At 68.0% G+C, this 12,545-nt stretch carries 10 protein-coding genes; 4 read left to right on the forward strand and 6 right to left on the reverse strand.

The genetic code is table 11. The features are described 5' to 3' along the window. The first annotated feature begins 28 nt into the window (after positions 1-28). On the forward strand, positions 29-1,207 hold the full coding sequence (sucC, locus tag IEW85_RS10935; protein WP_188685606.1) for an ADP-forming succinate--CoA ligase subunit beta: 1,179 nt from the start codon (positions 29-31) through the stop codon (positions 1,205-1,207). A 14-nt stretch (positions 1,208-1,221) separates the two neighbouring features. Further along, positions 1,222-2,136, forward strand: a complete 915-nt coding sequence (gene sucD / locus IEW85_RS10940) for a succinate--CoA ligase subunit alpha (RefSeq protein ID WP_188685608.1) — start codon at positions 1,222-1,224, stop codon at positions 2,134-2,136. A 218-nt stretch (positions 2,137-2,354) separates the two neighbouring features. Here sucD and IEW85_RS10945 read toward each other — a convergent pair whose 3' ends face one another. Both IEW85_RS10945 and IEW85_RS10950 read right to left on the reverse strand, forming a co-directional pair. Beyond that, positions 2,355-3,116, reverse strand: coding sequence for a FadR/GntR family transcriptional regulator (locus tag IEW85_RS10945; RefSeq protein ID WP_188685610.1), 762 nt, complete (start codon positions 3,114-3,116; stop codon positions 2,355-2,357). 45 nt (positions 3,117-3,161) lie between these two features. Beyond that, on the reverse strand, positions 3,162-4,976 hold the full coding sequence (locus IEW85_RS10950) for an L-lactate permease (RefSeq protein ID WP_188685612.1): 1,815 nt from the start codon (positions 4,974-4,976) through the stop codon (positions 3,162-3,164). Positions 4,977-5,192: 216 nt separating this feature from the next. Between IEW85_RS10950 and IEW85_RS10955 the strand changes: the two genes are divergently transcribed. Continuing rightward, positions 5,193-6,464 (forward strand): alpha-hydroxy acid oxidase, encoded by a 1,272-nt coding sequence (locus IEW85_RS10955; protein WP_188685613.1) that lies wholly within the window; start codon positions 5,193-5,195, stop codon positions 6,462-6,464. Positions 6,465-6,484: 20 nt separating this feature from the next. Here the strand turns inward: IEW85_RS10955 and IEW85_RS10960 are convergent, their stop codons facing one another. The 3 genes from IEW85_RS10960 to IEW85_RS10970 form a co-directional block, all read right to left on the reverse strand. Continuing rightward, positions 6,485-7,486 carry a universal stress protein gene (locus tag IEW85_RS10960; RefSeq protein WP_188685615.1) on the reverse strand — a complete coding sequence of 334 codons (1,002 nt, stop codon included), beginning with the start codon at positions 7,484-7,486 and terminating at the stop codon, positions 6,485-6,487. Positions 7,487-7,610: 124 nt separating this feature from the next. Further along, entirely contained in the window at positions 7,611-8,816 is a 1,206-nt protein-coding gene (locus IEW85_RS10965) for a VIT1/CCC1 transporter family protein (RefSeq protein ID WP_188685618.1), read from the reverse strand. Between the two features lie 182 nt (positions 8,817-8,998). Next, a complete protein-coding gene (locus tag IEW85_RS10970; protein WP_188685620.1) occupies positions 8,999-9,868 on the reverse strand; it encodes an inositol monophosphatase family protein in 870 nt (289 codons plus the stop codon). A gap of 142 nt (positions 9,869-10,010) precedes the next feature. Between IEW85_RS10970 and IEW85_RS10975 the strand changes: the two genes are divergently transcribed. After that, positions 10,011-11,216, forward strand: a complete 1,206-nt coding sequence (locus tag IEW85_RS10975) for a glycosyltransferase family 4 protein (RefSeq protein WP_188685622.1) — start codon at positions 10,011-10,013, stop codon at positions 11,214-11,216. Here IEW85_RS10975 and IEW85_RS10980 read toward each other — a convergent pair. Further along, complete coding sequence (locus IEW85_RS10980; protein WP_188685624.1) at positions 11,140-12,375, reverse strand: App1 family protein phosphatidate phosphatase; 1,236 nt, start codon at positions 12,373-12,375, stop codon at positions 11,140-11,142. The two genes, IEW85_RS10975 and IEW85_RS10980, sit on opposite strands and share 77 nt — an antisense overlap. Between the last annotated feature and the right edge of the window lie 170 nt (positions 12,376-12,545).

Genomic DNA, 12,545 nt, shown 5'->3' on the forward strand with positions numbered 1-12,545 from the left:
ATGACTTCAACGCAGAAGGACACAACCCGTGGACCTGTATGAGTACCAGGCGCGCGATCTGTTCGAGGCACACGGAGTTCCCGTGCTGGCCGGAATCGTGGCGCAGACCCCCGAAGAGGCGAAGGCGGCTGCCGAGCAGATCGGCGGCACCGTCGTCGTCAAGGCCCAGGTGAAGGTGGGCGGCCGCGGCAAGGCCGGCGGCGTGAAGCTCGCCAAGAGCGCCGATGAGGCCTATGAGCACGCACAGGCCATCCTCGGCATGGACATCAAGGGCCACACCGTGAGCCGCGTGATGATCGCCCAGGGTGCCGAGATCGCTGAGGAGTACTACTTCTCCATCCTGCTGGACCGGGCGAACCGCAACTACCTCGCCATGTGCTCCAAGGAGGGCGGCGTCGAGATCGAGCAGCTGGCCGAGGAGCGCCCCGAGGCGCTGGCCCGGGTGAACTTCGACCCCAACACCGGCGTGACCGCCGAGGTGGCCAAGGACATCGCGCAGCAGGCCGGCTTCCCGGCCGAGCAGCACGAGGAGCTGGCCCAGGTCTTCCAGCAGCTGTGGACCGTGTTCTCCGAGGAGGACGCCACCTTGGTGGAGGTCAACCCGCTGGTGAAGACCGGCGAGGGCAAGATCATCGCCCTCGACGGCAAGGTCACCGTCGATGAGAACGCAGACTTCCGCAACCCGGCCCACGCCGATCTGGTCGATGAGTCCGCTGAGGACCCGCTGGAGGCCAAGGCCAAGGCGAACGACCTCAATTACGTGAAGCTCGACGGTCAGGTGGGCATCATCGGCAACGGCGCCGGTCTGGTCATGTCCACTCTGGACGTCGTCGCCTACGCAGGCGAGGCGCACGACGGCGTGAAGCCGGCGAACTTCCTGGACATCGGCGGCGGCGCATCCGCTGAGGTCATGGCCAACGGCCTGGACGTCATCCTCGGCGATGACCAGGTGGAGTCCGTGTTCGTCAACGTCTTCGGCGGCATCACCTCCTGTGACGCCGTGGCCAACGGCATCGTGAAGGCGCTGGAGATCCTCGGGGACACCGCCACCAAGCCGCTCGTGGTCCGCCTCGACGGCAACAACGTGGAGGAGGGCCGCCGCATCCTCGCAGAGGCCAACCACCCGCTGGTCACCACCGCCGACACCATGGACGCCGGTGCCGACAAGGCTGCTGAACTCGCCAACTCTGCGCTGGCCAACAAGTAAGGACCTCTACACTCATGTCTATCTACCTGAACAAGGACTCCAAGGTCATCGTCCAGGGCATCACCGGCGGCGAGGGCACCAAGCACACCCGTCTGATGCTGAAGGCCGGAACCAACATCGTCGGCGGCGTGAACGCACGTAAGGCCGGCACCACGGTCGAGCACCAGGACAAGGACGGCAACGACGTCGAGCTGCCCGTCTTCGGCTCGGTCTCCGAGGCTATGGAGAAGTCCGGCGCCGACGTGTCGGTGGCCTTCGTGCCGCCGAAGTTCGCCAAGGATGCGGCCATCGAGGCCATCGAGGCCGGCATCGGTCTGCTGGTGGTCATCACCGAGGGCATCCCGGTCCAGGACTCCGCGGAGTTCTACAACCTGGCTGCTCAGAAGACCGGCCCCGACGGCAAGCCCGTCACCCGGATCATCGGCCCGAACTGCCCCGGAGTCATCACCCCGGGCGAGGCCCTGGCAGGCATCACTCCGGCCAACATCACCGAGTCCGGCCCCATCGGTCTGGTCTCCAAGTCGGGCACCCTGACCTACCAGATGATGTACGAGCTGCGGGACATCGGCTTCTCCACCTCCATCGGCATCGGCGGTGATCCGGTCATCGGAACCACCCACATCGATGCCCTCGAGGCCTTCGAGAACGATCCGGAGACCAAGGCCATCGTGATGATCGGCGAGATCGGCGGCGACGCCGAGGAGCGTGCCGCTGAGTACATCAAGGCCAACGTCACCAAGCCGGTCGTCGGCTACGTGGCAGGCTTCACCGCCCCGGAGGGCAAGACCATGGGCCACGCAGGCGCCATCGTCTCCGGCTCCTCCGGCACCGCTGACGCTAAGAAGGAAGCGCTGGAGGCCGCAGGCGTGAAGGTCGGCAAGACTCCGTCTGAGACCGCAGAGCTGCTCCGCGAGGTCTTCAAGGGCTGATGCTCTGACCCGGTGCGCTCAGCATGCATCTGACTGTGGCCCGCCCTCTCCCCAGCGGAGAGGGCGGGCCACATTCGCCTCTGGGCGGCGGCGCATCATGACGCTGGGCTGCAGGGGCCGTATGAGGCGCGCTGGGTAAAAGGCACCTCCACCGGCGGGCGCTCTCCTCCTGTGACCGGCTGCCGCAGGAAGCGGCACTGCCTAGCAGGATCTGCGGCTCAGCACTCGCCGTGGCCGCCCATGGGCAGGGTCTCCATGGCGAAACGGATGTGCTCCTCCACCAGCTCAGCGCTGCGCTGAGGGTCCTGCTCCCTGATCGCGGCATGAATCCGGTGGTGCTGCTCCTGAAGGGTGATCTGCACCTCGGAAGGGGTTCCGTGGGAGTGGAACGCCTCCAGAATGGTCTGCTTCAGGGAGCTGCGGATGGCTGTGGTGAGATCAGCGACCAGCCGGTTGCCGGCCGCTTCTGCGATGGCGACGTGGAAGGCGGTGTCGGCCTCGTTGAACTCCTCCACAGTGGAGGATCTCTCCATCGTCTCCAAGGCCTGGTCGATCTCCGCGAGCTGGGGCTCCTCCGCCTGCTGCGCGGCGAGCATGGCGCTGGCCCGCTCCAGGGCGATGCGAGCCTCCGCGACATCGTCGAGGGGGAAGTTGGACAGCCCGATGTGCATGCGGAGCAGGCGGGTCAGCCCCTCGCTGGGGAGCGCGGTGACGCGCGTCCCGGCCGAGCGGCCGGAGCCTACCTGGGACTGCAACGCCCCTTGGGACTCCAGTATTCGGATGGCCTCACGGACGCTGGCCCGGCTCACCTGCAGTTGGGAGGCCAGCTCCCGTTCCGGCGGGAGCAGGTCCCCCACGGCCAGCCGGCCTGCGGTGACCTGCTCCTCGATTGCGTCGAGCACCAGCTCATGGGCACGGCTGCGCGGGATCGGGTCCCAGGAGATCGGCGTGCGGCTGGATTTCTCTGCTGAGTCAGGCATAGTCCTTTTCTATCACCGCAGCTGCGGTCCTTCCGTGTGCGGTCCTCATCGCCGGCCGGCAGTGGGAGTCTCCACGCGCGGGGCGGCGGAGCTGCGGCGCACTACGACGCCGGCGGCCAGAGGCAGGATCAGGGCCAAGGCCCCGAGGACCAGGGTGCCCAGGTTCAGCCCGGCGCCGTGGGCGACGATGTAGCTGATCGCTCCGGCGGCGGTGCAGTAGTACAGGGTGACCGGCAGGACCCGGCGCAGGAGGTCGCCCTCCCTGCCGAGCAGGCCCACAGTGGCGGAGGCGGCGACGATGTTGTGCACGGAGATCGGGTTGCCTCCGGCTCCGCCGACGGCCTGGGCAGCGACCACTGTCTCCGGGCTGACGCCGATATGGCTGCCCGTGGACCACTGGAACTGGGAGAAGGTCAGGTTGGAGATGGTGTTGGAGCCCGCGACGAAAGCACCCAAGGCCCCGAGGAACGGGGCGAGGAACGGCCAGTATCCTCCGGAGACTGCGGCGGCCCCCTCGGCGAGGATGACCGGCATGCTCTCCAGGCCGGAGTCGTTGGTCCCGGACTGCAGCAGGACCCTGACCAGGGGCACGGCGAAGAAGAGCGCGGCGGCGGTGCCGGCGAGCTGTCGGCCTGCGACCTGCCAGGTTCGGAGGACCTGGGAGCTGGACATCCGGTAGATGACATACCCACACGCCACCGCCGTCAGAAGCATGAATCCGGGGAGATAGAAGGGCTCCACCGTGGGGCTGATCCCCTCAACTCCCAGCAGATCGCTGAACTCGAACAGGGTGACTCCGGGGGTGTTCAGGAGCTCTTCGAGCGGCTCCAGCACGCGGGTGGCGACCAACAGTCCGGCCAGCACCAGGTAGGGGGACCAGGCCCGGGCCATCCCGATCTGCCGGCCTGAGGCGAGCGCTTTCGGCTTCTCCTGCGCGATCCGACCGGTCCAACTGGTCTCCCAGTTGCTGCGGGGCCCGAACTCGAAGGCCCTGTCGGGCATCAGGAATCCCTTGGAGGAGGTGACCATGACGATGACAAGGCCGGTCAGTCCACCCAGCATGGCAGGGAACTCCGGCCCCAGGAACGTGGCGACCAGTGCGGAAGGAACGATCACCGCCAGGGAAGCGTAGAGGGCGAAGGGGGTGATCCGCAGGCCGTCTGCAAAGCTCCGCTCCGGGCCGAAGAACCCGGTCAGGAGCGTGACGATGATCAGCGGGATGAGCAGCCCGACGACCGCATGTATCAGCGCCACGTTGAGTCCGATCTCCGCGATGTACTCAGCGTAGGTGATGTTCTGGTCGAGCAGACGCGCCTGCATGGCGTCGGAGTTCTGGTCCAGACCGTTGCCCACACCGATGAGGATGGGGGTGCCCACCGCGCCGAAGCTCACCGGGGTCGTCTGTACGATCAGGCCCACCATCACCGCCGCCATCGCCGGGAACCCCATGGCCAGCAGCAGTGGAGCGACGACGGCGGCTGTGGTGCCGTAGCCCGAGGTTCCCTCGATGAAGGAGCCGAAGCACCAGCCGATGATGATCGCCTGGACCCGGCGGTCGGGGGAGATGCGGTTGAATCCGGCTTTGATCGTCTCCATGGCCCCGGAGGCCATCACTGTGGCCAGCAGGAGCAGCGCTCCGAAGATGATGTAGAGCATGGTGCCGGCGATGATCAGCCCCTCCACGGAGGCCGCGGCGATGGCGACGGGCGCCATGTCCCAGCTGAGCCATGCGACGCAGACGGCGACCAGATAGCCCACGGGCATGGCATATTTCGCCGGCCACCGGAAGCCGGCCAGGAGAAGGCCGACCGTGATGATGGGCGCGATGGCCAGCATGCTGTACCAGGCGATGGAGTCCATGGGGCGCTGTTCCTCCGGGGCGGGCTGAACGACGACATGTGGTCGGCGTGGCGTGTGGTCTGACCATTGGAGGCTAGTGAGAATTGTGATCTGCGTCAACAAGAATTTTCGGCCCCAGGTGGAGAGGGGATTCGTTGACGATGTGATCTCCGTCGACCTATCCTCTATGAGGTCAGACCACAGGATGGTGCAGTATGTCCCCGAGGAGCAGGTTTCATGGTCCAGCGTCAATTCCCCAAGCCGCGCGACCTTGCGCCGCTGATGCAGTTCAAGAAGTTCGACTTCAATGCCACCCGGCGTCGGCTCAGCGCCGCGCTGACCATCGAGGATCTGCGGACGATCGCCAAGCGGCGCACCCCCAAGGCGGCCTTCGACTACACCGACGGTGCGGCGGAGGGTGAGTTCTCCATTCACCGGGCGCGCGAGGGCTTCGAGGATGTCCAGTTCAACCCGTCGATCCTGCGCGACGTCTCTGCGGTGGACACCTCCGTCAGCATCTTTGGCGGCCCCTCTGCCCAGCCCTTCGGCATTGCCCCCACCGGTTTCACCCGCCTGATGCAGACCGAGGGGGAGACCGCAGGGGCGGGTGCCGCAGGCGCCGCCGGGATCCCGTTCACTCTCTCCACGCTGGGGACCACCAGTATCGAGGATGTGAAGGCCGCTAATCCGCAGGGGCGCAATTGGTTCCAGCTCTATGTGATGAAGCAGCGAGAGGTCTCCTACGGCTTGGTCGAGCGCGCCGCCGACTCCGGCTTCGACACCCTCTTCTTCACTGTGGACACTCCGGTCGCAGGTGCACGGCTGCGGGATAGGCGCAACGGCTTCTCCATCCCTCCGCAGCTGAGCCTGAGCACTGTGATCAACGCGATTCCGCGGCCCTGGTGGTGGTACGACTTCCTGACCACTCCGCCGCTGGAGTTCGCCTCCCTGTCCTCCACCGGCGGGACGGTCGGTGAGCTGCTGGACGCTGCGATGGACCCCTCCATCAGCTTCGAGGACCTGAAGATCATCCGGGAGCTCTTCCCCGGCAGGATCGTCGTCAAGGGTGTTCAGAACGTGGAGGACTCCCGCACGCTGGCCGATCTGGGCGTGGACGGCGTCGTGCTCTCCAACCATGGCGGCCGGCAGCTGGACCGCGCGCCTGTCCCCTTCCATCTGTTGCCGGAGGTGGCCCGTGAGGTCGGGGACGACCTTGAGGTGACCATGGACACCGGCATCATGAACGGTGCTGACATCGTCGCGGCGCTCGCCATGGGGGCGAAGTTCACCTTCGTGGGCCGCGCCTACCTCTATGGGCTGATGGCCGGAGGTCGAGCCGGGGCAGACCGGGCGATCGAGATCCTCAGCGATCAGATCGAGCGCACTATGAAGCTCCTGGAGGTCTCCACGGTGGAGGAGCTGGAGCCGAAGCACGTCACCCAGCTGCAGCGGCTGGCTCCCCGTACGCAGGTACGGCCGGAGGCGGCCCGGGCCGCCCCCGGCGCCTGACCTGGCCCGTCGGTCCCGGGTCAGGCTGGGAACTGAGGCTGATCCTTCAGCCGCGGGTCCGGAAGCTCGGGGACGATCATCACCGGCCCGGCGGCTGCGGTGAGCACCGAACGGGACGTGGACCCCAGCAGGGCGCTGCGGAGGCCTCCGCGCCCGCGCGTTCCCACCACGGTCAACTGGGCCTCAGCGGACCTCTGCGCCAACACGTCCTCGGCGGCACCGACCTCGACGGCGCCGCTGACCTGGGCCCCCGGAACCCGGCTCTGCAGCCAGGCCGCCTCGGCCTGAGCATGCTCCTCGAGCTCTCGACGGCGCTGCTCGGCGTAGGAGCTGTCGAAGCCGATGCCCGGATACCAGCCGGTCACATCGTCCAGCGGCAGCAGCGCGATGATCGCGTGCAGCGGGGCACCGCGCTCCGCGGCGGCCTCAGCGGCCTGCAGCGCTGCGACGCGGGAGATTGAGGAGCCGTCCACGCCGACCACCACGGGCCGCGGGTCCTGCGCGGGGGAGAAACGTCCTTCGTCGGGGCCGACGCCGGCCTGCGGGTCGTAGGAGTCGGGCACGATCACCGTCGGGCAATGGGCATGGGCAGGCACTGCGGTGGCGACCGATCCCACGATCCGTCCCACGAAGCCGCCACGGCCGCGTTCGCCGAGGACCACCAGCTGCGCTGAGCCTGAGAGCTTCACCAACACTCCGGCGGCGTCGCCTTTCACCGAGTGGGTGACCACGTGGCCGGGATAGTTCTTCAGGTATTCGTGTGCCTGCTCCAGCACAGCCTCGGAGTCCTGCCTCGGGAGGTCGGCTTCGCCCTCCGGGGGCAGTGCGGCCAACGTGCTGTAGAAGTGGGCGGGGAGCCGGTACGCGTTGACCACAGTCAGCTGCGTGTTTCGGCGCTGCGCCGCCCGAGCGGCATAGTGCAGGGCCAGGAAGCTCTGCTCGGATCCGTCGAAGCCGACCACCACGCCCAGCGTGCGTTCGGTGTCGGTCAGGGGCGTCAGGGTGTGGGGGTTGGGAGTCATGGGATGTTCCTCTCTCCCGCCGGGATGCTGAAGTGCCCGGGGTTGCGAGTCTACGCCTTCGGCCGCGGTGGGTCTGCGGCTGGGCAGAATGCCGTTCCGCGCGTCGTTGAGGTGAGACTTCGGATCAGGCGACCGAAACGCCGAGGACCGAGCCCAGGGCGTAGGTCAGTGCCGCCGCACCCAGGCCGATGGCCAGCTGGCGCAGACCGCGGGAGAGCGGGCTGGCTCCGGAGAGCAGGCCCACCACGGCACCGGTGCACATCAGCGCTGTGCCCACCAGCGCGGTGGAGATCGCAACGGCGGCCCAGCCCACGGCACCGATGAGATAGGGAAGGATCGGGATCAGCGCCCCGACGGCGAAGAAGCAGAAGCTCGAGCCGGCCGCGGTCCACGCGGAGCCGACCACTTCGTAGCCGCCCCAGGCCTCGGTCTCGTCCTCGGGATCCTTGGGTACGGAGAGCTCGGGCCGGCAGTCACACTCGAAGGCCCCAAGACGTTCCAGGGCACGGTGCTCGGCGTCCTCTCGGCTCAGTCCCCGCGCTCGGTAGACCAGCACCAGCTCGTTATGATCCAGGTCCAGGTCGGGGGCGGCACGCAGGGTGGCATGGGTGGGACGTGTGGCATCGAGCAGCTCACGCTGGCTGCGCACCGAGATGAACTCGCCGGCGGCCATGGACAGTGCCCCGGCGAGAAGCCCGGCGATGCCGGTCAGCAGCACCACAGTGGCTCCCACGCCGGTGCCGCCCATGCCCATGATCAGCGCGAAGTTGGAGACCAGTCCGTCGTTGGCGCCGAAGACCGCCGCGCGGAACCCTCCGGAGAGCTTCTCGCGGCCGCGGGCGGCCAGCGCCCGGACGACCTCCTCGTGGATCTCCTCATCGGCGGCCATGCCGCGGGTGGCCGACTCGTCATGGGCATAGGGGGAGTCGCCCTCCGCGCGCTGAGCCAGGGCCAGGATGAAGACCGAGCCGAAGATCCGTGCCATCCAGCCCAGCAGCACACGGTGGGCCGAGGGGGAGGGCAGCCGTTGGGCATGCTCACCCAGCAGATCGCGCCAATGCTGCTCATGCCGCTTCTCCGCGGCGGCCAGGCCCAGCAGGATCTGCCGCTCCTCACCCTGCTTCCTCTCAGCCAAATCGGCGTAGAGGCGCCCCTCGGCGATCTCATCGGCGAGGTACTTCCGCCACCGCCGGATCTGCTGTCGGCTCGGCTCAGGGGCCTGGGCACCAGCGCTCTCAGGCGCGCTCTGATCCGTCGACTCGGCGGAGGAGGCGGAGGACGCGGCGGGGTCGGCGTCGTCGGGGTGCTGCTGCTCGGAGGAAGGGCTCACCCTCCCATTGTTCAGTGGATGGACCCCTCAGCAGTAGGGGCGCTGAGAACTGTGACGATCCTTCGGCGCTCCTAAACCTGTCTGACCCTCGCTTTACCAAGCATTCCTCAGATTACCCCTGCAGATCCGCAGGGGTTTTCTGAGAGTGGGTTGGTAAAACGAGGGTGAGAGTGGGGAGCGGGTCAATCCTGGCCGGCGAACTTCGCGAAGGCGCGCACCGCTGTGGGCGCCTCCACCCCGGGGCCCAGGCCCACATAGCCCGGAGCCAGATGAGCGTCCTTGACCTCCGTGCCGTCCCAGGAACGTCCGCCCCGTGAGCCGAAGGGCAGGTACCGTCCGCCGGCCCGGCGCAGGATCAGCTGCCCGGCAGCCACATCCCAGGGGCTGGTGTTGCCGCCGGCGGCCACATCGGCCCAGCCGGCCGCGGCATGGCAGAGCTCCAGCGCCCCGGAGATCACCCGGCGCACCGAGGAGTAGGTGGTCACCAGCTCGCCGAACTGCTCCAGCGCCTCCTGACCGCGGACCTCCAGCATCTCCGCGGAAGGGAAGCTGGTCACCAGGTTCAGCCGCTCCTCCGGTGCGGTGACCGGCTGGGGCCCCAGCGGCTGCTCCTCGCCCTCGCCCGTGCGGAGGTAGGCTCCGGCGTCGTCGGCGGAGAAGGTCAGCCGGTTCACCGGATCATGCACGACGCCGGCCACCACCTCGTCCTCCACCGCTGCGGCGATGGAGATGCTGAACATCGCGAAGCCGTGGGCGAAGTTGGAGGTCCCGTCGATCGGATCGATGATCCACTCCAGGGTGCCCTGCCCCTGGGTGCCGCCCTCCTCGCCGGTGATCCGCGAGTCGGGAACCGCCGCGGTCAGCGCAGTCACCAGCCGCTCCTCGGTGGCGGTGTCGTAATGGGTCACCAGGTCGTGGGTGCTGGACTTGGTGGAGACCTCCATGCCGGAGCGGAAGGCCGAGGCGAGTGAGCCCCCGGCCTCCTGGGCTGTGGTCACAGCGATCCGGCGGAGCTGGGCGGGGGAGGGGTGGGATGAGGTGTGATCAGGCACGGACCCAGACTAGCCACCACCGCCTCCACGGCGCCCATCGGCACATGGCCGCAGCGGCAGGTCTTCAGAGGTTCCCCGTCAGTTCACCCTGATGTCACGGCAGCGTCGGGTGTTCGGCACCTGCGCCTGTTTACTGTGGACTGTGCGCGTTGCAGTGGTCGCCGAATCGTTCCTCCCACACATGAACGGAGTCACCAACTCCGTTCTGCAGGTGTTGTCCCATCTGCGCCGACGCGGGGATGAGGTCACCATCATCGCCCCCAGCGACTCCCTCTGGTGGGAGCCTGCCGTGGCCACTGAACAGCCCGAGCTCTGTGTGGGCTTCCCCGTCATCCGGGTCCCCTCCCTGCCGCTGCCGGACTATCCCAAGGTGCGGGTGGCCGCTGGCTTCACCCTGCGGATCCGCAACATCCTGGAAGATATCCAGCCCGACGTCGTCCACCTCGCCTCTCCCTTCGTGCTCGGCTGGCGCGCCATCCAGGCCGCGAACTCCCTGGGCCTGCCCACAGTCTCGATCTACCAGACCGAGGTTCCCGCCTACGCCTCCCGCTACCGGATCCCCTGGGCGGAGGAGCTGCTGTGGCAGCACGTGGACCGCATGCATAAGGCCTCCACACTGACCCTGGTGCCCTCCTCCTTCTGCAAGGACCAACTGCGGGCCCGGGGCATCAAGCGGTTGAAGACCTGGCGCCGCGGTGTGGACATGGACCGCTTCGACCCCGCCCGGCGGGATGAGCGGCTGCGTGCGGAGATCGCCCCGAACGGGGAGCGGCTGATCGGATTCGTGGGACGCCTGGCCGCCGAGAAGCAGATCGAAGACCTCCGCGTGCTGGACGACCTGCCCAGCACTCGCCTGGTGATCATCGGCAACGGCCCGCAGGAGGAGAACCTGCGCAAGGCCCTGCCCAACGCCCACTTCGCCGGATTCCGCGGCGGAGATGACCTCGGCCGCCACGTGGCCAGCCTGGACGTCTTCGTCCACCCCGGGGAGGCGGAGACCTTCTGCCAGACCATCCAGGAGGCCATGGCCGCAGCCGTTCCGGTGGTCGCCGTCGGACGCGGCGGCCCGCTGGATCTGGTGGACGTGGGCCAGACCGGCTGGCTCTACCAGCCCGGGGATCTGAGCGGCCTGCGCTCAGCGGTCCAGCACCTGGCAGGTGACGACGCCGCCCGCGCCCGGTTCTCCGCGGCCGCCTGGTCAGCAGTCCAGGGACGCAGCTGGGAGGGCATCTGCAACCAGCTGGTCGGCCACTACTCCCGCGCTGTGGAGGTCAACCGACGCCGGCTGGACCGCCGGGCCAAGGACCTGCTGCGCGGCCCCTCAGGTCGAGGAGTCCCTGGCCCCTGAGCTGGGAGGAGATGGCCTTCCCGTCAGGCCCATAGATCCACGGGATCCTGTGCTCGCCCACACGCTGATAGCCATGGGCATGCTCGCCCTCCTGGGCACCGTGAAGCATATCCTCACCCACCGGATCCTCAGCACGGCCACCGGCCAGCACCGCCTCCGAATAGGTGAGCTCACGGATGATGACCGCCTTGACCTTCTCCGGGTGGCGGCGGGCGAAGTCGGCATAGATCTGCGGATCGTGCTGGCCGTCATCGCCGATCAGCACCCAGCTCATCTCAGGGAAGTCCCAGGCCAGGCGCTCCAGCTGCTGCTCCTTATGCAGCTGCCCGGAGCGGAACCAGCGGTCCTCGGTGGGGCCCCAGTCGGTCAGCAGCAGCGGGCCGCGCGGATACAGGTTCCGGGAGAGGAAGCGGGTCAGCGTCTGGGCCACGTTCCACGCACCGGTGGACAGGTAGAACACCGGTCCGTCCTGGCCGTGCTCGGAGCGCCACCGGTTCAACAGCCGCTCCATCATCACCGCCATCCCGGGGGTGGGGGTGCGCGCATGCTCATCCAGGACGAAGGAGTTCCAGGCCGCCAGCAGCGGACGTGGCAGCTTGGTCACCACCACTGTGTCATCGATGTCGCAGACGACGCCGAACCGTGCGGACTCATCGATGATGTCCACTTCGGCAGTGGTCGGATCCGCACCCTCCGCCGTCAGGGTCACGCTCTGCCAGCCGGGCTCCAGGCGTCCGCCCCTGGCCCGCAGGTCCACCACCGTGTCGATGATGCCGCCGCGGTCCGCGGTGACCTCGAAGGTATGTCCCGCCACGGTCAGGGTGACCTCGGCGAAGGGCACCGGGGCGGAGACGAAGTTGCGCCAGCCGCGCACACCGTCGGCGATGACCTTGGCCACGCGGCGCCCGTTCTCGAACTGCGAATCCGGGGCCATCACGATCCGGGAGAAGACCCGGACCCAGTGCTGGGTGCCGTAGCCGGTCAGCGAGAGCACGGTGACGTTCTGCCGGCGTCGTCGTGCCATGTTCAGCCGCAGCTGATGCCAACGGTCCTCGGCCTTCATGGCCCGGTTTCTGGCCCGGTCCGAGAGGTGGTGTCGGAGTGCGGCCCGGTCCTGGGCGACATGGGTGCGAGACTGCTCTGCGGCGTCGTGGCTCATCAGGCCCCATCCTAGTAGAGCCGCCCGAACAGCCCCCTGACAGCGGCTCAGACTGTGCGGAATGAGCGGGCGCACCACGACGCCGGCCCAGCCGGCACCCCACCCAGCAGCCCAACCGGCACCCCAGCCGGGCGCAGCTCACAGTTTCCTGAAAACGGCTGTCGGTTCGG

Origin of the sequence: Nesterenkonia cremea (genome assembly GCF_014642675.1) — a bacterium.
In the GTDB taxonomy this organism is placed as follows: Bacteria; Actinomycetota; Actinomycetes; order Actinomycetales; family Micrococcaceae; genus Nesterenkonia; species Nesterenkonia cremea.

What these genes read in the sequence shown, in the direction of transcription:
- IEW85_RS10950 (WP_188685612.1), bottom strand. Translation starts at nt 4,976, where the DNA reads ATGGACTCCATCGCCTGGTACAGCATGCTGGCCATCGCGCCCATCATC.
- IEW85_RS10945 (WP_188685610.1), bottom strand. Translation starts at nt 3,116, where the DNA reads ATGCCTGACTCAGCAGAGAAATCCAGCCGCACGCCGATCTCCTGGGAC.
- IEW85_RS10955 (WP_188685613.1), top strand. Translation starts at nt 5,193, where the DNA reads ATGGTCCAGCGTCAATTCCCCAAGCCGCGCGACCTTGCGCCGCTGATG.
- IEW85_RS10980 (WP_188685624.1), bottom strand. Translation starts at nt 12,375, where the DNA reads ATGAGCCACGACGCCGCAGAGCAGTCTCGCACCCATGTCGCCCAGGAC.
- sucD (WP_188685608.1), top strand. Translation starts at nt 1,222, where the DNA reads ATGTCTATCTACCTGAACAAGGACTCCAAGGTCATCGTCCAGGGCATC.
- IEW85_RS10960 (WP_188685615.1), bottom strand. Translation starts at nt 7,486, where the DNA reads ATGACTCCCAACCCCCACACCCTGACGCCCCTGACCGACACCGAACGC.